This is a genomic window from Mesorhizobium sp. Ca11 (assembly GCF_020165275.1).
Taxonomy (GTDB): domain Bacteria; phylum Pseudomonadota; class Alphaproteobacteria; order Rhizobiales; family Rhizobiaceae; genus Mesorhizobium.
Genome location: NZ_JAIUHU010000005.1, coordinates 20,997 through 43,669, shown reverse-complemented (window position 1 = coordinate 43,669; position 22,673 = coordinate 20,997). Strand labels below are relative to the sequence as shown.

24 protein-coding genes are annotated in these 22,673 nt (G+C 65.7%); 13 read left to right on the top strand and 11 right to left on the bottom strand.

Annotated elements, in window-relative coordinates; all coding sequences use genetic code 11:
• The first annotated feature begins 8 nt into the window (after positions 1-8).
• From LB538_RS10630 to LB538_RS10610, 5 genes are all read left to right on the top strand, one after another.
• A complete protein-coding gene (locus LB538_RS10630; RefSeq protein WP_224522933.1) occupies positions 9-1,085 on the top strand; it encodes a LacI family DNA-binding transcriptional regulator in 1,077 nt (358 codons plus the stop codon).
• A 61-nt stretch (positions 1,086-1,146) separates the two neighbouring features.
• Positions 1,147-2,136 (top strand): substrate-binding domain-containing protein, encoded by a 990-nt coding sequence (locus LB538_RS10625; protein WP_224522932.1) that lies wholly within the window; start codon positions 1,147-1,149, stop codon positions 2,134-2,136.
• Positions 2,137-2,260: 124 nt separating this feature from the next.
• Positions 2,261-3,247, top strand: coding sequence for an ABC transporter permease (locus LB538_RS10620; protein ID WP_224522931.1), 987 nt, complete (start codon positions 2,261-2,263; stop codon positions 3,245-3,247).
• Positions 3,244-4,020 (top strand): ATP-binding cassette domain-containing protein, encoded by a 777-nt coding sequence (locus LB538_RS10615; RefSeq protein ID WP_140546490.1) that lies wholly within the window; start codon positions 3,244-3,246, stop codon positions 4,018-4,020. The genes LB538_RS10620 and LB538_RS10615 overlap by 4 nt, the downstream gene beginning before the upstream one ends.
• A 1-nt stretch (position 4,021) precedes the next feature.
• Entirely contained in the window at positions 4,022-4,876 is an 855-nt protein-coding gene (locus LB538_RS10610; protein WP_140838949.1) for a sugar phosphate isomerase/epimerase family protein, read from the top strand.
• A gap of 170 nt (positions 4,877-5,046) precedes the next feature.
• Here the strand turns inward: LB538_RS10610 and LB538_RS10605 are convergent, their stop codons facing one another.
• The 8 genes from LB538_RS10605 to pcaQ form a co-directional block, all read right to left on the bottom strand.
• Positions 5,047-6,492 (bottom strand): aldehyde dehydrogenase, encoded by a 1,446-nt coding sequence (locus tag LB538_RS10605; protein WP_224522930.1) that lies wholly within the window; start codon positions 6,490-6,492, stop codon positions 5,047-5,049.
• Between the two features lie 36 nt (positions 6,493-6,528).
• Positions 6,529-7,314, bottom strand: coding sequence for a coniferyl-alcohol dehydrogenase (locus LB538_RS10600; RefSeq protein WP_224523338.1), 786 nt, complete (start codon positions 7,312-7,314; stop codon positions 6,529-6,531).
• A gap of 2 nt (positions 7,315-7,316) precedes the next feature.
• On the bottom strand, positions 7,317-8,378 hold the full coding sequence (locus tag LB538_RS10595) for a branched-chain amino acid ABC transporter permease (RefSeq protein ID WP_224522929.1): 1,062 nt from the start codon (positions 8,376-8,378) through the stop codon (positions 7,317-7,319).
• The gene (locus tag LB538_RS10590) at positions 8,375-9,271 is read right to left on the bottom strand and encodes a branched-chain amino acid ABC transporter permease (RefSeq protein WP_224522928.1); all 897 of its coding nucleotides are present in this window, start codon (positions 9,269-9,271) and stop codon (positions 8,375-8,377) included. The genes LB538_RS10595 and LB538_RS10590 overlap by 4 nt, the downstream gene beginning before the upstream one ends.
• Positions 9,268-9,996 carry an ABC transporter ATP-binding protein gene (locus LB538_RS10585; protein ID WP_224522927.1) on the bottom strand — a complete coding sequence of 243 codons (729 nt, stop codon included), beginning with the start codon at positions 9,994-9,996 and terminating at the stop codon, positions 9,268-9,270. The genes LB538_RS10590 and LB538_RS10585 overlap by 4 nt, the downstream gene beginning before the upstream one ends.
• Positions 9,993-10,667, bottom strand: coding sequence for an ABC transporter ATP-binding protein (locus LB538_RS10580; RefSeq protein ID WP_224523336.1), 675 nt, complete (start codon positions 10,665-10,667; stop codon positions 9,993-9,995). Before LB538_RS10580 ends, LB538_RS10585 begins: the two co-directional genes overlap by 4 nt.
• An 85-nt stretch (positions 10,668-10,752) precedes the next feature.
• Positions 10,753-12,069: an ABC transporter substrate-binding protein gene (locus LB538_RS10575; RefSeq protein WP_224522926.1), complete on the bottom strand. Its 1,317-nt coding sequence runs from the start codon at positions 12,067-12,069 to the stop codon at positions 10,753-10,755.
• A 181-nt stretch (positions 12,070-12,250) separates the two neighbouring features.
• A complete protein-coding gene (pcaQ, locus tag LB538_RS10570) occupies positions 12,251-13,168 on the bottom strand; it encodes a pca operon transcription factor PcaQ (RefSeq protein WP_224522925.1) in 918 nt (305 codons plus the stop codon).
• Between the two features lie 92 nt (positions 13,169-13,260).
• Here pcaQ and pcaD point away from each other — a divergent pair, with 92 nt between their 5' ends.
• Genes pcaD through pobA form a run of 6 tightly spaced genes read left to right on the top strand, consistent with a single transcriptional unit; the run spans position 13,261 to position 18,059 of the window.
• A complete protein-coding gene (pcaD, locus tag LB538_RS10565; protein ID WP_224522924.1) occupies positions 13,261-14,073 on the top strand; it encodes a 3-oxoadipate enol-lactonase in 813 nt (270 codons plus the stop codon).
• Positions 14,066-14,464, top strand: a complete 399-nt coding sequence (pcaC, locus tag LB538_RS10560) for a 4-carboxymuconolactone decarboxylase (protein WP_224522923.1) — start codon at positions 14,066-14,068, stop codon at positions 14,462-14,464. Before pcaD ends, pcaC begins: the two co-directional genes overlap by 8 nt.
• Positions 14,457-15,209 (top strand): protocatechuate 3,4-dioxygenase subunit beta, encoded by a 753-nt coding sequence (pcaH, locus tag LB538_RS10555; RefSeq protein ID WP_224522922.1) that lies wholly within the window; start codon positions 14,457-14,459, stop codon positions 15,207-15,209. Before pcaC ends, pcaH begins: the two co-directional genes overlap by 8 nt.
• Entirely contained in the window at positions 15,209-15,823 is a 615-nt protein-coding gene (pcaG, locus tag LB538_RS10550; RefSeq protein WP_224522921.1) for a protocatechuate 3,4-dioxygenase subunit alpha, read from the top strand. Before pcaH ends, pcaG begins: the two co-directional genes overlap by 1 nt.
• An 11-nt stretch (positions 15,824-15,834) precedes the next feature.
• Positions 15,835-16,887, top strand: a complete 1,053-nt coding sequence (locus LB538_RS10545) for a 3-carboxy-cis,cis-muconate cycloisomerase (RefSeq protein ID WP_224522920.1) — start codon at positions 15,835-15,837, stop codon at positions 16,885-16,887.
• Positions 16,887-18,059 (top strand): 4-hydroxybenzoate 3-monooxygenase, encoded by a 1,173-nt coding sequence (gene pobA, locus LB538_RS10540; RefSeq protein WP_224522919.1) that lies wholly within the window; start codon positions 16,887-16,889, stop codon positions 18,057-18,059. Before LB538_RS10545 ends, pobA begins: the two co-directional genes overlap by 1 nt.
• Before the next feature lie 9 nt (positions 18,060-18,068).
• Here pobA and pcaF read toward each other — a convergent pair whose 3' ends face one another.
• Genes pcaF through LB538_RS10525 form a run of 3 tightly spaced genes read right to left on the bottom strand, consistent with a single transcriptional unit; the run spans position 18,069 to position 20,932 of the window.
• Entirely contained in the window at positions 18,069-19,274 is a 1,206-nt protein-coding gene (pcaF, locus tag LB538_RS10535) for a 3-oxoadipyl-CoA thiolase (RefSeq protein WP_224522918.1), read from the bottom strand.
• On the bottom strand, positions 19,275-20,078 hold the full coding sequence (locus LB538_RS10530; RefSeq protein WP_224522917.1) for a CoA-transferase subunit beta: 804 nt from the start codon (positions 20,076-20,078) through the stop codon (positions 19,275-19,277).
• Positions 20,075-20,932 carry a CoA transferase subunit A gene (locus LB538_RS10525; RefSeq protein WP_224522916.1) on the bottom strand — a complete coding sequence of 286 codons (858 nt, stop codon included), beginning with the start codon at positions 20,930-20,932 and terminating at the stop codon, positions 20,075-20,077. Before LB538_RS10525 ends, LB538_RS10530 begins: the two co-directional genes overlap by 4 nt.
• A 103-nt stretch (positions 20,933-21,035) precedes the next feature.
• Between LB538_RS10525 and LB538_RS10520 the strand changes: the two genes are divergently transcribed.
• Positions 21,036-21,806 carry an IclR family transcriptional regulator C-terminal domain-containing protein gene (locus LB538_RS10520; RefSeq protein ID WP_224522915.1) on the top strand — a complete coding sequence of 257 codons (771 nt, stop codon included), beginning with the start codon at positions 21,036-21,038 and terminating at the stop codon, positions 21,804-21,806.
• 140 nt (positions 21,807-21,946) lie between these two features.
• Positions 21,947-22,672 (top strand): GntR family transcriptional regulator, encoded by a 726-nt coding sequence (locus LB538_RS10515; protein ID WP_224522914.1) that lies wholly within the window; start codon positions 21,947-21,949, stop codon positions 22,670-22,672.
• Position 22,673 lies beyond the last annotated feature (1 nt).

Here is a 22,673-nt window from a genome sequence, read left to right as displayed (position 1 = left end):
GGAGGTCAATGGCACAACACCAAACCCGGCAGCGGCGTCCGTCGATCCACGACGTGGCAAGCCATGCCGGCGTGTCCGCGGCCACCGTCTCCAAGGTGCTGGCCGGCGTCACCACGGTCAAGCCCGAAAACGCGCAGCGTGTGTTCGATGCCGTCGAGCATCTGGGCTATCGCGTCGATCCTTTAGCTTCCGATATGCGCAGGGCCAAGCGCCGCATCATCGGCGCCATCATGCCCGAGTTCGAGAGCGAGTTCTTTGGCCAGATGGTCACCGAGCTCGAAGGCCTTGCCGAGCAGCGCGGCTACACACTAGTCGCCGCATCGAGCCGTGAATCGGAGGCGCGCGAGAAGGAAATCCTTGCCCGCATGCATGACTGGCGCGTTGCCGGCGTCGTGCTGGCGCCTGTGCGCAACGAGCATGGTCCGGCGGCCGCCTTCATGAAAGCCCACGGCATGACCGGCGTGCTGATCGACCGCGTCTTGTCCGACGACGCTTTCGACACGGTCTCGGCCGACAGCGCTGCAGCCAGCGCCGAGGTCGCGCGGATGCTGATCGGCAATGGGCACAGCCACATTCTGGTCATCGGCCTTGCGGAGCAGGCGGCGACGGTGCGCGCGCGTCTGGAAGGTTTTCGCAGCCAGGCGCTGGCGCTCAACCCATTGGTGCGCATCGACGTCATCACCTCGGAAGTCAGCGTCGAGCCGCTGCGATCCTCGCTGCGCGATTACTTTGCCAGGGGAGAGCGGCCGACCGCCGTCTATTCGCTGCTTTTGAAGGGCACGCTCGTCGCGCTGTCCGAGTTCCGCCGGCGTGGCTGGCATTGCCCGAACGACATCTCGCTGGTCGGCTTCGACGATGCCGAATGGATGCAGGTGACATGGCCGGCGATCGCCGCCGTGGTGCAGCCGGTGCACCGGATCGCCAGCGAGGCGATGAACCTTTTGTTTCGCAGGGTCGAGGGTGATGTGGGACCACCCACGGCGCGGCTCGAGCCCTGCCAGGTGTTGATGCGGGAATCCGTTGGCTCGCCAGGCAGCGGTCCGCATTCCGGGGGAGGAGACCGACAACAGCCCCCATTGTCGTGAGCGGAAGCATGCGCCGGCCCTGGCCGTGGCATCCGGCGCCAAAGGATCAACGGAGGATAGAATGATATCGCATTTCCCAAGGATAAATCGATTTACCCTTGCTGTCGGCGTCGCGCTCGCGTTCTCCGCCGTCGGCGTCGCCAAGGCCGAGGACGGCGAATATGGCGTGCTGATGAAGACGCTGGCCAACCCGTTCTGGGGCGCGATGGCGCAGGGCGTCGCGGACGGCGCCAAGGAAGCCGGGGTGAAATATTTCCAGCAGGCGGCCGAGAGCGACCAGGCGGCCGAGCCGCAGCTCAACCTCTGCAACACCATGCTCGAGCGCAAGCCGGTGGCGATGATCACCGCGGCCATCAACTCGACCAACCTTTTGCCTTGCCTGAAGTCGGCGCAGGACGCCGGCATCAAGATCGTCGACCTCGACAACAATCTCGACCAGGCGGTGCTCGACAAGGAAGGCGTCAAGGTCACCTTCCATATCGGCTCCGACAACATCGCCGCCGGCGCGCAGGGCGCGGAGTATCTCGCCAACAAGCTCGGCAAGGATGCCAAGGGTCCGGTGCTGGTGATCGAAGGCCTGTCCGGCAACATCACCGGCGAGAAGCGTGCCAAGGGTTTTGCCGACAAGCTGAAGGAGCTGGCGCCCGGCCTCGAAATCGTCGCTTCGCTGCCGGGCGACTGGGACCGCGGCAAGGCCGCCTCGATCGCCACCGACACGCTGACGGCACATCCCGATCTCGTCGCCATCTTCTGCGCCAATGACGGCATGGCGCTTGGTGCAGTGGAATCGGTCTATGCGGCAGGCAAGGGTTCGCAGGTGACGATCATCGGCGTCGACGGAAATGTCGATGCGGTGAAATCGATCAAGGAGGGCCGCCTCAATGCCTCGGTGGCGCAGCTTCCCTATCTGGTCGGCAAACAGGCGGTGGAGAACGTCAAGAAAGCACTCGGCGGCGAGAAGGTTCCGGAAAGCATTGCCGTGCCGACTTTGGTGCTGACCAAGGACGTGCTCGACGCCGGCAAGGAACCGATGCTGCAATATGTGAAGTGAGGAAGGAAGGGAGTAGGGGAGTAAGGCAGTAGGGGAGTAGGGGAGCGCGGTTTGCATTTCGCCCATCTTTCCCTACTCCCCTACTAACCTACTCCCCTTCTCCCTTACCCGAAGGGTAGAAAACATGGCTTCTGAACAGCCCGGCTTCTGGGCTCGGGTGCAGCGCGCATCCGTCGAAAGGCTCCACATCCGGCTGGAGTCGCTGGTGGTGCTTCTGGCGCTGAGCACGGCGATGGCGCTCCTGTCGCCCTATTTCCTGTCGCTCAGCAATTTCCTCAACATCCTGCTCGCGACCTCGACGATCGGCGTGCTGGCGATCGCCGCCACTTTCGTCATCGGTGCCGGCGGGCTCGACCTGTCGCTCGGATCGGTCATGGGGCTTGCGGGCGTCGCAGGCGCTTTCGTGGCGGTCAATCTCGGCTGGCCGTCGGTCTTCGCAGTGATCGCCTGCATCTTGGCCGGCGGGATCGCCGGCTACATCAACGGCCAGCTGGTCACCCGCGCCTTCGTGCCGGCCTTCATCGTCACGCTCGGCATGCTGGGCTTGGCGCGCGGTCTGGCGCTGGTCATCTCGAAGGGCAGGGCGATCTACGGCCTGCCGCCCGAGATCGTCTATATCGGGCAGGGGCGGCCGTTCGGCGTCCCGATGCCGGTGATCATCCTGGTGCTGACGGCCATCGTCGCGCATGCGGTGCTCGCCTATACGCGTTTCGGCCGCCACACGCTGGCGCTGGGCGATAGCGAAGGTGCAGCACGAGCCGCGGGCATCCGCGTCGAGCATCACCGCCGCATCATCTACACGCTGTCGGGCGCGCTCGCCGGGCTTGCCGGCCTGCTGTTCACAGCCCGCGTCAATGCCGGCGATCCGACCGCCGGCATCAATTACGAGCTCACCGCCATCACGGCTGCGATCATCGGCGGCACCAATCTGTTCGGCGGCCGCGCCTCGATCCTCGGCACCATGATCGGCGCGCTGATCATGGGCGTCTTGCAGAACGGGCTGACGCTGCTTGCCGTGCAATCCTATTACCAGCAGATGGCGATCGGCGCGGTGCTGATCCTCGCGGTTTTCATCGACCAGTACCAGGTGCGGAAGGAGTCGCGGGTATGACCCTGCTTTCGCTGCGCGGCATCCGCAAAAGCTTCGGCGCGGTCGACGTGCTGCATGGCGTCGATCTTTCGGTCGCGGCTGGCGAGGTGGTCGGACTGGTCGGCGACAATGGCGCCGGCAAGTCGACGCTGATGAAGACCATCACCGGCATCTACCGTGCCGACACCGGCTCGATCGAGTTCGATGGCAAGGATATCCTGGCGCTGGACCCCGGTCAGCGGCGGCGCCTCGGCATCGAAATGATTTACCAGGATCTGTCTTTGGCCAAGCAACAGGACGTGGCGTCGAATATCTTCCTCGGACGCGAACCGACGAAAAAGTTGCTCGGCCTGTTCCCCGGCTTCGTCGACAAAAGCGAGATGGATCGCCAAGCGTCGAAAATGATCGAGCGGCTGGGCGCGCATTTGCCGTCGATAAACCGGTCGGTCGGTTCGTTCTCCGGCGGCCAGCAGCAGACGGTGGCGATCGCGCGCGCGCTCACCTTCAATCCGAAGCTCGTCATCATGGACGAACCGACTGCGGCGCTTGCCGTGCGCGAGGTGCAGAGCGTGCTCGATCTCATCCGGCGGCTGAAGTCCGAAGGCATCGCCGTCATCCTGATCTCGCACCGGCTGAACGACGTGCTGTCAGTCACCGACCGCATCGTCGTGCTGCGCCACGGCAGGGCGGACGCCGATCTCGTCACCGCCAGGACCAACATGAACGAAGTCGTCAGCCGCATCGTCGGCGGCGGCGATACGGCCGCAGCGGCGGCGCATGAGCAACGAGGCTGACATGAACACGTTCGGACTGCATACTTTCGCCATCGCACCGGTCTGGGACCTTGCCCGCATCGAGCCGCAGATGGACAGGCTCAAGGAATACGGCATCGGGCTGATGGAGATCCCTTTGCTTCGGCCTGAGGAGATCGACACCAAGCGGACGCGCAGCTTTGCCAATCACTATCGTGTTGAACTGGTCCCCTCGCTCGGCCTGCCGCGCGCGCTCGATGTGGTCGAACGGCCGGACGAGGCGCTGGATTTCCTCGAACCGGCTTTCCGGGTCTGCAATGAGGTCGGCGCCGAAGCGCTCGGCGGCGTCACCTACGGCACGATCGGCAAGACCACCGGCCGCGCGCCGACGCAAAGGGAAATCGACGGTATGTGCCGTTTCCTCGAACGCGCGGCGAAGGCGGCGAAGTCGCGCGGCCTGAAGCTCGGCATCGAGCCCTGCAACCGCTATGAGACGCACCTGATCAACCGCGGCATCGACGCGGCAAAGATCATCGAGCGCATCGGCGCGCCCAACATCTTCATTCATCTCGACACCTACCACATGCATATCGAGGAAGAGAGCTTTGCTTCCGGTTTCGAGGCGGCGGCGCCCTATCTCGGCTATGTGCATGTGTCGGAAGCCAACCGCGGCGTGCCGGGGCGTGGCATGCTGAACTGGGCGGCCTGCATGAAGGCCATCGCCGACATCGGCTATCAGGGCGCGATCACGCTCGAAAGCATGAACCATGTCGATGTCGACATCGCCGGCGGGCTCGCCGTGTGGCGGCCGGTGGCCGAGAATCCGCGCGACGTCATCGAGGTCGGACTGCCGTTCTTGCGCGAGGAGGCGAGGAAGGCCGGGCTGACGCTGGGGTGAGGGCATTTCTTCCTTCCCCCTTGTGGGGGAGGGCGGCCTCGCGAAGCGAGGTCGGATGAGGGGTGCTCCAGGGAAAGCCAGCGTCTCACTCCGCTGGAACGCCCCTCATCCATCTCGGCGCTGCGCGCCGATCTACCTTCTCCCACAGGGGAGAAGGAAGAAGCGGCCAATCAGAACGGGTAGTGCTGGCCTGGGTCCTCGATCGTCACCCAGCGCAGGTCGGTGAATTCGGCGATCGAGGCCTTGCCGCCGAAGCGGCCATAGCCCGAACCCTTGACGCCGCCGAAAGGCATCTGCGCCTCGTCGCCGACGGTCGGGCCATTGATGTGGCAGATGCCGGCGTGGATGCGCGCGGCTATCGCCATGGCGCGGCGGATGTCGCGGCTGAAGACGGCCGACGACAGGCCGTATTCGGTGTCGTTGGCGACGCGCACCGCTTCGTCCTCGCCTTTCACGCGAATGACCGGCTTCACCGGACCGAACGACTCTTCCGAATAGACGCGCATCGCGGGCGTCACGTGGTCGAGGAGCGTCGCTTCCACCACCGTTCCTGTCCGCTTGCCGCCGGCCGCGAGCGTTGCACCCTTCGCGGTCGCGTCGGCAATCAGCTCCTCCATCTTATCCGCCGACTGGCTGCTGATCAGCGAGCCGAGCACGACATGGCCGCGCGGGTCGCCGGCCGGCAGTTTGGAGGCACGCGCGGCAAGCTTGGCGACGAACTCGTCGGCGATCTTCTCGTCGACGATCAGGCGTTCGGTCGACATGCAGATCTGGCCCTGATGCATGAAGGCGCCGAAGGTCGCGGCATTCACGGCAGCGTCGATGTCGGCGTCGTCCAGCACGACCAGTGGCGCCTTGCCGCCGAGCTCGAGCAGCGCCGGCTTGAGGTGCCGCCCCGAGAGCTCGGCGATGATGCGGCCGACCTTGGTCGAGCCGGTGAAATTGACGCGCTTCACCGCCGGATGCGCGATCAGCGCCTCGACGATTGCCGCCGCGTCCTTCGGGTCGTTGGTGACGACATTGACGACGCCCTTGGGCAGGCCGGCCTCGACCAGCACCTGACCGATCAGGCGATGCGTGCCGGGGCATAGTTCGGAGGCCTTCAGCACCACCGTGTTGCCGCAGGCGAGCGGCATTGCGAGTGCGCGCGTGCCGAGGATGACCGGCGCGTTCCACGGCGCGATGCCGAGGCACACACCAGCCGGCTGGCGGATCGCCATGGCGAGCGTGCCCGGCTTGTCGGATGGAATAACCTCGCCGGAAATCTGCGTGGTCATCGCCGCCGCCTCGCGCAGCATGTTGGACGCCAGCATGACGTTGAAGCCCGCCCAGGGTCCGGTGGCGCCGGTCTCTTCCATCATCAGCTTGGTGAATTCCCCGACCTTCGAGGCCATGACGTCGGCCGCCTTCAGAAGCAGCATCCGGCGCTCGCCAGGTCCGGTCTTCGACCAGGCGTCGAAGGCTGCCGCCGCCGCATCTGCCGCGGCGTTGGCGTCGGCAATGCTTGCGGCGGCGGCGCGCGTCGCGAGCTTGCCGGTGAAGGGGTCCAGGCGCTCGTAAGAGGCTTTGCCGGTCGCCGCCCTTTCGTCGCCGTCAATCAGAAGTCCGATGTCCATGGGTTTCTCCCTCGCTTTCGCTGGAGCGTTGCAAAATTAGAAGCCAAGCACTTCCGCGTTGATCGACGCTTCGAGGCCGCCGTCGACCGGCACGTTGGCGCCGTTGATCCAGCGCGCGCCGTCGGAGCACAGGAACAGCACGACGGGCGCAATGTCGCCCGATGTGCCGGCGCGGCCGACGCGCGCGATATCGCTGTCGACCTTGGCGTCACCGAGGACCGAGCGGAACTGTTTCAGGATCGGCGTCTCGACCGGACCGGGGCTGACCGCGTTGACGCGAATGCCGCGGCTCTTGAACAGGTCCTGATGCGCCGCGCGGAAGGTCCACAGGAGCAAAAGCTCCTTCGAGACCGGATAGCCTTCCTCGTTCTTGACCGCGTGGTCGGCGATCACTCTGGCGACATCGGGAAAGCCCTCGACGCCAACCATCGAGGCGGCTCGGTTGAGATTGGCGCGCCAGCCGAAGCCGGCGATGGAGGCGACATTGACGATGGCGCCGCCTTCGCGAAGCCTTGGCGCCATCGCTTCCGAGAGCGCGCGCAGGCCGTAGAAATTGACGGCGAGCGTCGGCGCCGCGCCCATATTGCCGGAAAGGCCGGCGACGTTGCAGAGCGCGTCGATGCGCTGCGGCAACCGCGCCACGAGGTCGTCGACGCCGGCTTTGGACGAGATGTCGGACTTGACGAAGACGCCCTGATGTCCGGCCGGCTCGCGCAGGTCGACGCCGATGACGTCGGCGCCGAGTTGGCCCGCGAGTTCCGCCGTGCGGGCGCCGATGCCCGAGGCGACGCCGGTGATGAGGATCGTCTTGCCGAACAGCATGCTCATGCCTTCTCGCTGTGTGCCGCAGTGGGTGCTGGTGAAATGGCCTCGCCGGTCGGATCCGCCACGCTGGCGGGAAGCCTGACGCGGTAGCCGACCGACAGCAGGCGCCAACCAAAACGCTCTTCGAGCGTGCCCCAGAGGCCGCGCGGCAAGAGCAGCGAGAAGACCAGTGCCGTGGCGGCGAGCCCAATCAGGTACCAGACGCCGGTGCCGCCGAACCAGGTCTCGATGAGGAAGAAGAGCAGCGCGCCGAGGATGGCGCCCTCGAAGGTGCCAATACCGCCGACCAGCACCATGAAGATCATGTAAGCGGTCCACTGCACGTTGAAATAGGTCTTCGGCTGGAAGGTGATCGCGGTGGCCAGCCACAGCGCGCCGGCGACGCCGATGCCGAAGGCGGCGAGCACGAAGAGCTGCCGCTTGGTATCGGTGACGCGCACGCCGACGGAGGCCGCCGCATCCTCATTGTCGCGGATGGCGCGAATGGCGGCGCCGGTGCTGCCGCGCAGCAGGCTGAACAGGATCGCGAGCAGGGCGGTCATCGACGCCAACGCCAGCCAATAGATGGTCAGCCGGCGTGTCGATGCATCGTAGACGTTGAGCGAGATCAGCGACGTGCCGGTCTCGCCCTGGATCAGCCGGTCGAGATTGACGAGCAGGTGGGTGAGCGCTGCGATCACCCACATGCCGATGGCGAATTCGCCGTTCCTCAAGCGTAGCATGAACAACGAGATCGGCCAGGACACGGCGCCGACGATGACCGCCGAAACGAAGAGCGAGACAAACGGATTGAGCCCGGCATTGGCGAGGCGGATGGCGAAGTAGGCGCCAAGGCCGAAGAACACCTGCTGGCCGACCGAGACCAGCCCGCCGAAACCGGCCAGCGCATTCCACATGGCGGCGAGGATCACATAGATGAACAGCGCCGTCATGCGATCGACCGCGCCGGCCGACAGGAATTGCGGCGCTATGGCGAGTAGCAGAATGATGGTTAAAACGCCGATGCCGGCGGTGCGCGAAGCGGCCGTGCCGCGCTCGATGACCGGGGAGGCGGTGCTCATGAGGCTTTCCGCGTGGAGAGGCGCAGCAAGCTGTGCAGGCCGAGGCCGGAAGTGTAGAGCCGGATGAACAGCACGATCAGGAAAGCGACGTGGCCGCCGATGAGGAAACCTTGCGGATGGATCCTGGCGCCGAGCGTCTGGGCGAGCGCCAGCACGATGCCGCCGATCAGCGTTCCCCAGAGCGAGCCGGCGCCGCCGATGACGGCGGCTTCGAAGGCGAACAGCAGTTGCGTTGCGCCGGCATAGGGATCGAAGGTGGCGCGCATGCCGAGGAAGGCGCCGGCGAGACCGACCGTGACCATGGCGATTGCCGCGGCTATTGCCATGGAGCGGCGCGCGTCGACACCGACGATGCCGGCGGTATCAGGGTCTTCCGAGGTCGCGCGGATCGAGCGGCCTAACCCGGTGCGGGTGAGGAACAGTTGTAGTCCACCAAGCAGGACGACGGCGGTGATGAAGATGATCACCGCGAGCTTGCCGACATAGAGGCTGCCCGGCCATTCCCAGGAATCGTAGGACAGGCTGCCGATGAAGGGCGCCAGCGAGCGCGTGTCGGCGCCGAACTGTTCGAACAGCACATTGTCGATGACGATGGCGAGGCCGAAGGTTGTGAGGATCGGCAGCAGCGCGCCGCCGCGCGCGCTGCGCTCGAGCAGGAAGCGCTGCAGGGCCCAGCCAATCGCGGCCATCAGCGGCAGCACGACGAGCAGGCCCAGAAATGGCGAGATGTGGAAGCGCGAGGCGAGCAGCCACAGCGCGAAGGCCGACAGCACGGCGAGGCTGCCATGCGCCAGGTTGATGATGCGCATCACCGAGAACATGAAGGAGAGGCCGCAGGCGATCAGCGCGTAATAGCCGCCGAGCAGGACGCCCTGGACGATCTGGTTCATCATGCCGGCATGCCTCCGGCGCCCTTCCGGTGCAGGCCGAAATAGGCCTTGGTCACCTCGTCGCGCGACACGCTCTTGCTGTCGCCGGCAAGGACGATCCGGCCCTCCAGCATGCAGATCACCTTGTCGGAGACGGAGAGCGCGCGGTTGAGGTCCTGCTCGACCAGGATGATCGTCGTGCCGGAGCCGATCAGCCCCTGCAGGGAGGCATAGACGCGGTCGACGACCAGCGGCGACAGGCCGAGCGAGACCTCGTCGAGCAGGAGCAGGTCGGGATTGCTCATCAGCGCACGGCCGATTGCGGTCGCCTGCTGCTCGCCGCCGGAAAGATGCCCGGCCTTGGCATGGCGGCGCGGCTTCAAGTTGGGGAAGGTGTCGAGCACGCGTTCGACGCTCCAGTCGCCGGGGCGGCCGGCAGTGCGGCCAAGCAGAAGGTTTTCCTCGACCGTCATCTGCACGAACAGCCGCCGGCCTTCGGGAACCAGGGCGATGCCCTTGCGGACGCGTTCATGCGAAGGCACACCGGAGAGATCGTCGCCGTCGAAGACCACACGGCCCGAGGCCGCCTGGTGCGCGCCGGCGATTGCGCGCAGCAGCGTCGTCTTGCCCGCGCCGTTGGCGCCGACCAGCGCCAGCGTCTCGCCGCGCTCGAGGCTGAAGCTGACGCCGCGCACCGCCTGCAGCAGGCCGTGGCGGACAACGAGATCCTCGGCCGACAGCAGGCTCATTTCGGGCCTCCGCCGAGATAGGCGCTGATCACCTGCGGGTCGGCCATCACCGCCTGCGGCTCGCCGTCGGCGATAATCTTGCCGGCGTCCATGCAGATCAGCCGTTCGGCCACTTGCAAAAGCACGTGGACGATGTGCTCGATCCAGACGATGCCTATCCCGCGGCGGCGCAATTCGCGGATGGTCTCGACGAGCTCGCCCGCCTCGCCGTCGGTCAGGCCGCCGCCGATCTCGTCGAGCAGAAGCAGCGTCGGTTTCGCGGCGAGCGCGCGGGCGAGCTCCAGCCGCTTGCGGTCGAGCAGGCCGAGCGTTTCGGCGCGGCGGTTGCCTATGCTGAGCATGCCGCAGAGCTTCAGCGAGCCGAGCGCCTCCTCATAAGCCTCGTCGCGGCCGAGTCCGGCGCCGTGCGAGGCGGCGACGAAGACATTCTCGAAGACGGTCATGCCGCCGAAGGGTTTCGGCACCTGATGAGTGCGCACCAGACCCAGCCGGCAGCGCTGCGTGGCCGGCAGCGTGGTCACGTCATCGCCCTTGAAGGCGATGGTTCCGGCGCCCGGCGGATAGGCGCCGGAAAGCACGCTGAGCAGCGTCGTCTTGCCGGCGCCGTTCGGGCCGACGATGCCGACCGCTTCCTCGGCGCCCATGGCGAAGTCGATGTCGTCGAGCACCACAAGCGCGCCGAAGCGCTTGTGGATGCCGGTGGCGCTGAGGACGGCACCGTTGGGCGTGGCGTTCACGATGCGGTCCCCGACTTTATCAGCCGTTGTAAGGCTGGAGCTTGGCCCCGACCGGCACGTTCGGGTCGGTGGCGTTCTCGGTCACGACATAGTCGAGCGGGAATTTCGAGCCTTCCTTGGCGGCGACCCATTGCGTGCCGATGATCGGGCCGGGGGATACGTTCGCGACCGGGCCGCTGGTGAAGTCGACCTTGCCGATCATGGTCTCGGTCTTCAGCACGCTCAGTGCCTTGGCGACCGCCGCCTTGTCCTTGGCGTTGGAACTCGCCTTCAGGGCTTCGAAGCCGGCGTCGAGCAGCGACATCGAGGCGCCGAGCTGCTGTGTCCACTGCTTGCCGCTCGCCGCCTCGTAACCGTCGGCAAGCTCGGTGCCGGAGACGCCGGTCAGCGGCGACTTGTAGGGGAAGGCCTTGTGCCAATAGGCGGCGCTCGAGATCTTCATGCCGAGATCGCCGAGCGCCTCGATGTCGGAGGGGAACAGGCCGGTCTTGGCGACCTGGGCGATCTTGATCTGCCGGGTCAGCCCCTGCTGCGCGGCCTGGCGCCAGAAGGCGGCGAAGTCCGGCGGGATCGGGAAGGAGTTGAAGATCTCGACGCCTTCCTGCTTGAACAGCGCGATCTGCGAGGAATAGTCGGTTGTGCCGGTCTCATAGGCGCCGGGATCGACGATCGTAAAACCCTGCTTGGCCAGGAGCGGCGCGAGGTTGGCGCGAATGGCGTTGCCGTCGGCGTCGTTCGGATACATGACGCCGACCTTCTTGTTGGTCTCGATCAGGTTCCACTGCGAAATATAGGTCTTGAAGAATTCGCCGACGCCGAAGCCGAAATGATAGGTCCATTTGAAAGGCGAGGGCGCGCCCGGCTTGGCGCCGCGGCCGAAATACCACGCCTCCCACGGCATGACGGTGGAGAGGCACGGCACGCCGGCCGCCTCGCAGGCATCGGCGACCGGGTTGATCACCTCGGGCGTGGAAACGGCCAGCATCAGGTCGATGGCCTGGTTGTTGATCAGGTCTTTTGCCAACTGGCCGGCGCGCGACGGATCCGACTGGGTGTCCTGGTCGAGGATCTCGACGCTGTATTTCTTGCCGCCGAGCTCGATGCCGTTGGCCAGGGCCTTGCGGGCGAGGTCAAGCACATAGCCGTCGGTTTCGCCGAAGCCGGCGAGCGGGCCGGTGCGCGGGCTGACGAAGCCGACCTTGAGCGTGTCGGCGGCCTGCGCGAAAGCCTTGCCGCGGCCGAACGCAAGTGCTGCGCCACCGGCCATCGATGTGGCGATGAACTGGCGTCGTGAAATGCCCGATATGGCGGGCTTGCTGCCGATATTATGAGACATCTGCTCCTCCCTCAGTCGCCGTTCGACACGACGGCAAACGGGTCTTCCGCTTGCGGCCGGACGGCACGGCTTTCGATCCTCCGGAGATCACATTGCACTAGCGGTTTGGTTCGGTAAAATGATATTTTACGGTGTTTTATTAACCGCTGGGTTAGCGAAATTCGAACTGCTAGCTCGATCGTCAGGCGTGGTGCCGCGCGGCTTCGCGGATCGTCTGCAGCAGGATGGTGAAGGCGGGCGAGGGCGCGGTGTCGGTGCGCATGGTCAAACCCACCGGCCCTTTGGTCTCCTCGGTATCCACCGGCAGCGCGACGAAAGCGCCGCTGGCGATCTCATTGGCAACGACGCCGGCCGAGATGATCCATACCGCATTGCTCTGGCGCATGAAGGAACGACCGAAGGAATCGGAAACGGTTTCGATCTCCGTGGCGGGTGCGGTCATGCCGTTGGTGATGAAGAGCCGGTCGACGAAGGGGCGTATGACGGATTCCCGCGTCGGCATCAGGACGGGGAAGTCGTCGAGCCGCGCGAAGATGTCTGCCCCGGGTTCCGACAGGGGATGCCCGGCCCGCACCACGAACAGCACCTGCTCGGAATAGAGATGTTCGAAGAAGAAGCCGGTCATGTGCTCCGGCGCCGCGAGCCGGCCGACGACGAGGTCGAGCGCGCCGACGCGCAACTGTTCGAGCAGCACGGCGTTCTCGCCGGTGACGATCTTGAGCGCGGCGCCGGTGTCTTCCTCGAGGAACAGGTTCATGGCGAACGGCATCACGCGCGCCGACACCGTCGGCAGCGCGCCGATGCGGATCGGGTCGCGATGGAGAGCGCCGTCCTGGCGCACGGAATCGACGCCGCGCTTCAGCGCCGAGATCGCCGAGCCGGCATGGCCGAGGAAGATCTCGCCGAGACGCGTGACCCGGATGCCGCGCCCGTCGCGCTCGACCACGGCGACGCCGAGCGCCTCTTCCAGCTCACGCAAGGTCTTGGTCACGGCCGGCGCACTGACATGCAGGAAGTCGGCCGCGCGCGCCACGCTGCCTTGCCGAGCGACTTCGAGAAAGGCCTGCAGATGGCGGAAGCGGATTCGGCTTTCGGCCATGGTTCGATAACCTCAGAGTTAATGAAACGCCGCAAAATATCATTTTACCGAACCAAACCGCTGGTGCAATGTGGCTTTGGAGGATCGAAATCGTGCCATTCGTCAGCATAGGCGGCGTGACGCTGCATCACCGCTACATCGAGGCGACGGGCACGTCGCGTCCGATCATCTTCATCAATTCGCTGGGCACCGATTTCCGGATCTGGGACGACGTCGTCGCGCGGCTTGCCGGCGAAATACCGATGCTCGTCTACGACAAGCGCGGGCATGGGTTGTCGGATATCGGCGGCGGCGTGCGCTCGATCGACGACCATGTCGACGACCTGCTGGGCCTCATCGATCATTTCGGTTTCGGGAAGGTCGTGCTGTGCGGCCTGTCGGTCGGCGGCCTGATCGCGCAGCGGCTCTATACCCGCCACCCCAAATGTGTCGAGGCTCTGATCCTCAGCGACACCGCGCACAAGATCGGCACGGATGAGAGCTGGAACACGCGCATCGCGACCGTCGAGCGCGACGGCATAGAGGCGATCGCCGACGGCGTGCTGAAAGTGTGGTTCACGCAGGATTTCCATGCAGCGCGCGCCGCCGAGCTGGCCGGCTGCCGCAACATGCTGACCAGGCAGGCGCTGCCTGGTTATATCGGGACATGCGCGGCGGTGCGCGATGCCGATCTTACCGACGCGGCGCGGCGTATCACTGCGCCGACGCTCTGCATCGTCGGCGATCAGGACGGCTCGACGCCACCCGACCTTGTTCGCTCGCTGGCGGATCTGATCCCAGGCGCCCGCTTCGAAATGATCCGCGATGCCGCGCACATCCCGTGCATCGAGCAGCCCGACGCGCTCGTCACCTTGATCCGCGATTTCGCCGCCTCATTGCCTGAGGAAACGTCTGCCCATGGATGATGTCACGAAGAACCGCTACCGGACCGGACTCGAGGTCCGTCGCGCCGTTCTCGGCGATCCGCATGTCGACCGCGCCGAGGATGCCGCGACCGATTTCGACCGGCCGTTCCAGCAATTGATCACCGAGGCTGCCTGGGGAACGGTGTGGGCGCGGCCCGGCTGGTCGAAGCGCGAACGCTCGATCGTGACGCTGGCGCTGCTTGCAGCGCTCGGCCATGACGAGGAGGTCGCCATGCATGTGCGGGCCACCGCCAACACCGGCGCCTCACGCGACGACATCTGCGAAGCCTTCCTGCATGTCGCGATCTATGCAGGGGTGCCGGCCGCCAACCGCGCCTTCAAGATCGCCAAGCAGGTGTTCGCTCAGATGGACGGGGCCGCTCATGGCTGAGACCGGCTCCAACCGGGCGCCGGAAACCGGCGCCTTCTTCCAGCGCGACCGCCAATGGCATCCGCCGGCGTTGACGCCGAATTACAAAAGCTCGGTGCTGCGCTCGCCGCAGAAGGCATTGGTGTCGTTCGACAACACGCTGTCGGAATCGGCCGGTCCGGTATTCGGGCATGCGATGCTCGGCGAGCTCGACAACGACCTGATCCACAATTTCGCCAAGGCCGGCGAGAGCGCCATCGGCGAGCGCATCATCGTTCATGGGCGGGTGCTCGATGAGTGCGGCAAGGGCGTGCCCGGCGTGCTGCTCGAATTCTGGCAGGCCAATGCAGGCGGCCGCTACCGGCACAAGAGGGACGGGTATCTTGCGCCGCTCGATCCGAATTTCGGCGGCTGCGGACGCGCGATCACCGGCGAGGACGGCGGCTACGCCTTGCGCACCATCAGGCCCGGACCGTATCCCTGGCCGAACGGTCCGAACGACTGGCGGCCGGCGCATATCCATTTTTCCGTGTTCGGCCATGGCTTCGCGCAGCGGCTGATCACACAGATGTATTTCGAGGGCGATCCGCTGATCTGGCGTTGTCCGATCGTCGGCGGTATTTCCAACAGGGAAGCTATCGAGGCGCTGATCGCCGCGCTCGACATGCAGTCGACCATCCCGATGGATGCGCTCGCCTACAAGTTCGACATCGTGCTGCGCGGGCGCCGCTCGACATTGTTCGAGAACAGGCCGGAGGGCAATTGATGGCGCAGTCGCTCGACCGGTTGAAGGAGAGCCCTTCGCAGACCGCCGGACCCTATGTTCATATCGGGCTGACGCCCAATTTCTGCGGCATCGGCGGCGTCTATGCGAGCGACCTCGGCTCGTCGATGATCAACGACCAGACCATGGGCGAGCGGATCGAGTTGCGCATCCGCGTGCTCGACGGCACCGGCACGCCGCTGAGGGAGGCGCTGGTCGAGATCTGGCAAGCGGATGCCCAAGGCCTCTACAATTCGCCGACGGAATTGCGCGGCGCAGCCGACCCGAACTTTTCGGGCTGGGGCCGGCAGCCGACCGACACGGAAACGGGCGTCTGCCTGTTCCGGACGATCAAGCCGGGCCGCGTGCCGTTCCGCGACGGGCGCCTGATGGCGCCCCACATCACGCTTTGGATCGTGGCGCGCGGCATCAATGTGGGCCTGCACACCAGGCTCTATTTTTCGGACGAGGAAAAGGCCAATGCCGAGGACCCGATCCTCGCCCGCATCGAGCACCGCCTGCGTGTGCCGACGCTGATCGCCGAGCGCCGGGGCGATACTTGCGTTTTCGACATCCACCTGCAGGGCGAAAAGGAGACGGTCTTCTTCGACAGCTGACCGTGGCCGCCATGACCGTTTCGCCCTTTGATCACCCGCTGCTTTCCGGCCTGCTCGGCGACGAAGAGGCGGCCAGACATTTTTCCGTCGAAGCCGACATCGCCGCGATGCTCAGCTTCGAGCGGGCGCTGGCCGAGGCGGAGGCCGAGTGCGGCGCGATTTCCCGCGATGCGGCGACGGCGATCTCGAAGGCGCTGGCGGCGTTCCGGCCGGATACGGCGAAGCTGCGCGCCGGCGTCGCCGCCGACGGCATCGTGGTGCCGGAACTGGTGCGACAGATCAAGGCTGCTGTTGGCGTGCCGCATGATGCATTCGTTCATTTCGGCGCCACCAGCCAGGATGTGATCGATACATCGCTGGTGCTGCGCCTGAGCGGGGCGGTCGAGCATGTCGGCCTGCTGCTCAGCGAGAATGTCGTGCGGCTCGCCGGACTCGAACAGGATTTCGAGGGCAGGGCGATGATGGCGGTGACGCGCATGCAGCCGGCGATACCGATCGTCGTGACCGACCGGATCGCTTCCTGGCGAGCGCCGCTCCAGCGTCACCAGGAACGGTTGAAGGAGCTCTCCGGCCGACTGCTTGTCGTGCAGTTCGGCGGCGCCGCCGGCACGCTGGAAAAGCTCGGCGACAAGGCCGCCGCAGTGCGCGCCGCGCTTGCCGCGAAGCTTGGCCTCGCTGACGTGCCGCAATGGCACAATCAGCGCGACGCGCTCGCCGAGTTCGCCGGCTGGCTGTCGCTGGTGACCGGCAGCCTCGGCAAGTTCGGGAAGGACGTTGCGCTGATGGCGCAGGCGGGCACTGACATCAAGCTGTCCGGCGGCGGCGGTTCATCTACCATGCCGCACAAGCAGAATCCCGTGAAGGCGGAAGCCCTGGTGGCCCTCGCCCGCTTCAATGCCGTGCAGCTTTCCGGCATGCACCAGGCGCTGGTGCATGAGCAGGAGCGCTCGGGTTCGGCCTGGACGCTGGAATGGCTCATCCTGCCGCAAATGGTCATGGCGACGGCGGCCGCGCTCAGGCTTGCAGCCGAGTTGGCCGGACAGATCGAGAGCCTCGGTCATTGATGCGCACGCAAGTCGCCATCATTGGCTCGGGGCCGTCCGGGCTGCTGCTCGGCCAATTGCTTGCCACGATTGGCGTCGAGACAGTCATCCTCGAGCGGTCGAGCCGCGAGCATGTGCTTGGCCGGGTGCGCGCGGGCGTGCTCGAACAGGGCACGGTGGACCTGCTCGGCGAAGCGGGCGCGGCGGAGAGGCTCTATGAACAGGGCCTGCCGCATGCCGGCATCTCGCTCGCGTTTGACGGCCGCGCGCATCGCATCGACATGACGGCGCTCACCGGCGGCAAGCATGTAACCATCTATGGCCAGACCGAGGTGACGCTCGATCTGATGCAGAAGCGGGAAGCGGCGGGCCTTCCGACCGTCTTCGAAACGTCGAATGTCGCGCCGCATGATTTCGGCGGCGCGTCGCCCTTCGTCACCTACGACAAGGACGGCCTCATGCATCGCATCGATTGCGACTTCATCGCCGGTTGCGACGGCTATCACGGCGTCAGCCGCAGATCAGTGCCGGAGGGCGCGCTGAAGACGTTCGAGCGGCAATATCCGTTCGGCTGGCTGGGCATGCTGGCCGAGGTGCCGCCGGCCGACCGCGAGCTGGTCTATGCCAATCACGAGCGCGGCTTCGCGCTCTGTTCGATGCGCTCGCCGCAGCGCAGCCGCTACTATGTGCAGGTTCCAGCCGAGGAGCGCGTCGAGGCCTGGTCGGACGACCGCTTCTGGGACGAGTTGCGCCGCCGCCTGCCGCCGGCGACCGCTGCCGCCGTCACCACCGGCCCATCGTTCGAGAAGTCGATCGCGCCGCTGCGCTCCTTCGTCGCCGAGCCGATGCGCTTCGGCCGGCTGTTCCTGGTTGGAGACGCCGCCCATATCGTGCCGCCGACCGGCGCCAAGGGCCTCAACCTCGCTGCCAGCGACGTGCGCTATCTGTTTGCGGGACTTCGTGAATTCTACCGCGAGAGTTCGGAAGTAGGGCTCGACGCCTATTCGGCCAAGGCGCTGTCGCGGGTGTGGAAAGCGGTGCGCTTTTCCTGGTGGATGACGACGATGCTGCACCGCTTTCCCGAGACCGGTGAATTCGGCCAACGCATCCAGGAAGCCGAGCTCGACTATCTCGTGCATTCCAAGGCCGCTTCCACGGCGCTGGCCGAAAACTACGTCGGTCTGCCTTATTGATCCGACCGGTCAGACCCGCTCCAGGACAATTGCTATGCCCTGGCCGACGCCTATGCACATGGTGGCCAAAGCCAGCTTGCCGCCGCGCTCGCTGAGCTCGAGCGCCGCCGTGCCGGTGATGCGCGCGCCCGACATGCCGAGCGGGTGACCGAGCGCGATCGCGCCGCCATTCGGATTGACGTGCGCGGCATCCTCGGCGATGCCAAGCTGGCGCAGCACGGCAATGCCTTGCGAGGCGAAAGCTTCGTTCAATTCGACGACATCGAATTGCTCGGGCGTCAGACCGAGGCGGGCGCAAAGCTTCTCGGTGGCCGGGGCCGGACCGATGCCCATGATGCGCGGCGCCACACCGGCGACGGCGCCGCCGAGGATGCGGGCGATCGGCGTCAGGCCATACTTCTTCGCCGCCGCTTCCGACGCGATGATGAGGGCCGCCGCACCGTCATTGACGCCGGAAGCGTTGCCGGCGGTGACGCTGCCGCCCTGGCGGAATGGCGCCGGCAGTTTGGCCAGGGTCTCGACGGTGGTGCCGGCGCGTGGATGCTCGTCCTTCGAGACGACGACCGGATCGCCTTTCTTCTGCGGGATCGTCACGGACGTGATCTCTTTCGCCAGCCGGCCGCTGCCTTGAGCGGCAACGGCCTTGTCCTGGCTGCGCACCGCGAAGGCGTCCTGGTCCGCGCGGGAAACGGAAAAATCCTCGGCGACGTTCTCCCCGGTCTCCGGCATGGACTCGATGCCATATTGCTTCTTCATCAGCGGGTTGACGAAGCGCCAGCCGATGGTGGTGTCGTAGATCTCGGCGTTGCGCGAAAAGGCGGCGTCGGCTTTCGGCATGACGAAAGGCGCGCGGCTCATCGATTCGACGCCGCCGGCAATCATCAGCTCGGCCTCGCCCGATTTGATGGCGCGCGCGGCGATGGTGACGGCATCCATGCCCGAGCCGCACAGGCGGTTGACTGTCGAACCGGGGATGTCCTGCGGCAGGCCGGCAAGCAGCAGCGCCATGCGCGCTACATTGCGATTGTCCTCGCCGGCCTGGTTGGCGCAGCCATAGACGACATCATCGACGGCCGCCCAGTCGACGCCCTGATTGCGCTCGACCAAGGCCCTCAACGGGATGGCGCCGAGGTCGTCGGCGCGGACGGAGGACAACGAGCCGCCGAAGCGGCCGATGGGCGTGCGGATGTAGTCGCAAATGAAGGCTTCAGTCATCTAGGCAGCTTTCCCCTCGGCGATCCCTTGATGCGCCGCCTTGGTGCGGACATGCAGGTCGCGCAATGTGTTCAGCTCGAGTTCCGTCGGCGCCGGCGTCTCGTCAAGAGCCTCCGTGAACTTGACCGTCCAGCCACAGGTCTCCTGTACCTGCTCGCGCGAGACGCCGGGATGCAGCGACACCACTGTGAATTCCTTGGTCACCGGGTCCGGCTTCCAGATGGCGAGGTCCGTGATTAAAAGCGTTGGCCCGGCGGTATCGATGCCGAGCCGCTTGCGATGATCGCCGCCATCGCCATGGCCGAAGGAGGTGAAGAAGTCGACCTTTTCGACCATGCCGCGCTTCGACTGCGCCATGGTGATGTAGACCTGCTTTGACGAAGTGGCGATCTCCGGCGCGCCGCCGCCGCCGGGCAGGCGGGTCTTGGGATGCGCATAGTCGCCGATGACGGTGGTGTTGATATTGCCGAATTTGTCGAGCTGGGCGGCGCCCAGAAAGCCGATCGAGATGCGGCCGCCCTGCAGCCAATAGCGGAACATCTCCGGCACCGCGACGGTGGTGACCGCCGTCTCGCACAATTCGCCGTCGCCGATCGACAGCGGCAGCACGTCGGGCGCCGTGCCGATGGTGCCGCTCTCATAGATCAAGGTGATATCCGGCGCATGCGTCAGCCGCGCGACGTTGCAGGCGGCCGACGGCGCGCCGATGCCGACGAAGCAGACATCGTCGCTCTTCAAGGCGCGGCTGGCGGCGATCGTCATCATCTCGTTCGGGGTGAAACCAATCTCCTTCGCGTCGCTCATGCGGCTTTCCTCAGATGTTCGATGCGGCCGGCAAAGTCATCCGGGCTGCTCTCGATGACGTTCTGCTGCATCCACGCCTGGAAGCGACCGCGGTCGGCGGCGATCTCGTCCCATTCGAGATAGGCGGCGTTGTCGCGCTCGTAATAGCCATGCGTGTAGGAGGGATGCGAGCCACCGGGCACGACCGAAATCGCAGCGATCGTCCAGCTGGGCAGCACGGTGAGATTGGGGTGGAGTTCGTCGAAGCTGTCGACCATTTCCTCGACCGTCACCACTGCGCGCTTTGCGGCAAGAACAGCCTCCTTCTGGATGCCGATAATGCCCTCGACCAGCACGTTGCCTTTGCGGTCCGCCTTCTGCGCGTGGATGAAGGTGACGTCCGGCCTTATCGCCGGAACGGCCGCCAACACCTCGCCCGTGAAAGGGCAGGTGACGGATTTGATGTTTGGATTGACCACGGCAAGACCGGCGCCGCGATAGCCGCGGAACACCGCACAAGGCAGGCCGGCGGCGCCCGCCTCATAGGCATTGGCCATGCCGGCGTGGCTGTGCTCCTCGATCTCGATGGCGCGGGGAAAGCCGTTCTCGATGGCGTCGCGGGCGCGTCTGAGCAGGCCGACGCCGGGATTGCCGACATAGGAGAAGACGATTTTCCTAGCCATGCCCATGCCGATCATCTGGTCATAGATCAGGTCGGGCGTCATGCGGATAAGCGTCAGGTCGCGAAAGCCCTGGCGGATCGCCTCATGCGCGGCGGCGGTCGGGATCAGATGAGTGAAGCCCTCGAAGGCGACCGTATCGCCGTCATGCAGGTTTTCCGCGACCGCCTCTTTCAGCGGCAGGAACTTGACCATCTCCAGACCCCACGAAAAAAGTTCGCATTGCGAACATCTGTTTTGTATGAGATATTTCTAACTCCGAGCTCTGCATTGAGTCAACGCCGGCATGGAGGCGCTCGTGGGAGAGGAAGTAATTTCGCGCGACCACGTCGGCTCGCTGGAACGTGGCCTGGCAGTGATGGAAATCCTTGCGCGCCATCCGGCCGGCATGACGCTGACCGAGATGGCCGAAGAGGCCGACCTCACCCGCGCGGGCGCCCGCCGCTTTCTGCTGACATTGGTCGCCACGGGCTATGCGACGCAGTCCGGCCGGCTGTTCTCGCTGTCGCCGCGCCTTTTGACCGTCGCGCGGACCTGGCTCGGCGGCGCATCGCTCTGGACGTTCGCGGCGCCGATCATGCGCGAGGTGGCGGGCAAATTCGACGAGGCCTGCAACGCGGCGGTGCTATCGGGTGAGGACGTCGTCTATGTTGCGCGCATCCCCGGACGGCGGATCTTAAGCGTCGCGCTCGATGTAGGCACGCGGCTGCCGGCCTATTGCACCTCGATGGGGCGGGTGCTGCTTTCCGGTCTGGAGGCGGACGACTTGAAGACCTTCCTGGCGCAAGCGACCATCGAGCGGCGGACGCCGAAGACGATCACCGGCCGCAACGCGCTCGGCAAGGCCATCGACAGGGCGAGGGCGGAGGGCTTCGCCATCGTCGACGAGGAACTGGAACTCGGCCTGCGCTCGATCGCGGTGCCGATCGTCGATCGCGCCGGCCGCACCGTCGCCGCCATCAACGTCTCGACGCAGTCGGCGCGTTTCTCGGTCGAGGCGATGGAGCGCGACATCCTGCCGGTGCTGCGCCAGGCCAAGCAGCGCGTCGAGGAGTTCTTCTTCGCTTGAGCGGCGCGTCTCCGGTTGCCGCACGCTCATTCTGCGCCCGGTCCGCCTTCCGTTCTTGAATGGTGATGAAGGTTCGTTGACGGGGGAATTCAAATCCGATATTGAACAGGATTATACAGGTTCACTGAACAGGTATCGATATGGCCCGTCGCGCGACGCAGATCACTCCCGGCACGGGCAAGCCCGAGCAGATCGCGACGGTTCTGGAGCATGAGATACGCTCCGGCCTGCTCGGCTTCGGCGACCGCCTGCAGAGCGAAAACGAGCTCGTCCAGCGCTTTTCCGTCAGCCGCAACACGGTCCGCAAGGGGCTCGAGGAATTGTCGAGCCGCGGGCTGATCACCACCAAGGTCGGCATCGGCTCCTTCGTCACCTTTGACGGCATGCCCGTCGACGACGCGATCGGCTGGTCGCGCGCGCTTGCCAATGCGGGCGCCAATGCAGAGACACGCACGTTGCGGCTCGAGATCATCGAGGACGCCGAACTGGCGGCCAGGCTCGGTGTCGAGAGTCCATCCTTCATCGCCGTCGATCGTGCCCGCACCAACGCCGACGACGGCCATGCCATCTCGATCGAGCGCAGCCGGCTGCCGTTGTCGCCGGAGTTGGAAGACATACCGCTGCGCGGCCTGCGCGAAGGCTCGCTGCACCAGACGCTGCGCGGGGCAGGGCTTGTTCCCGATCACGGCGAGGAATGGGTCGACATCGAGATGCTGAGCGCTTCCGATGCAGCCATCCTCGCCTGCGCGCCCGGCACGCCGTTCCTGCGCACACGCCGCCTGACGCGCGCCGCCGACGGGCGCGCCATCGAATTCGTCACCAGCCTGCTCAATCCGGCGCATTTCGCGCTGCACCTGGAGTTCTGAG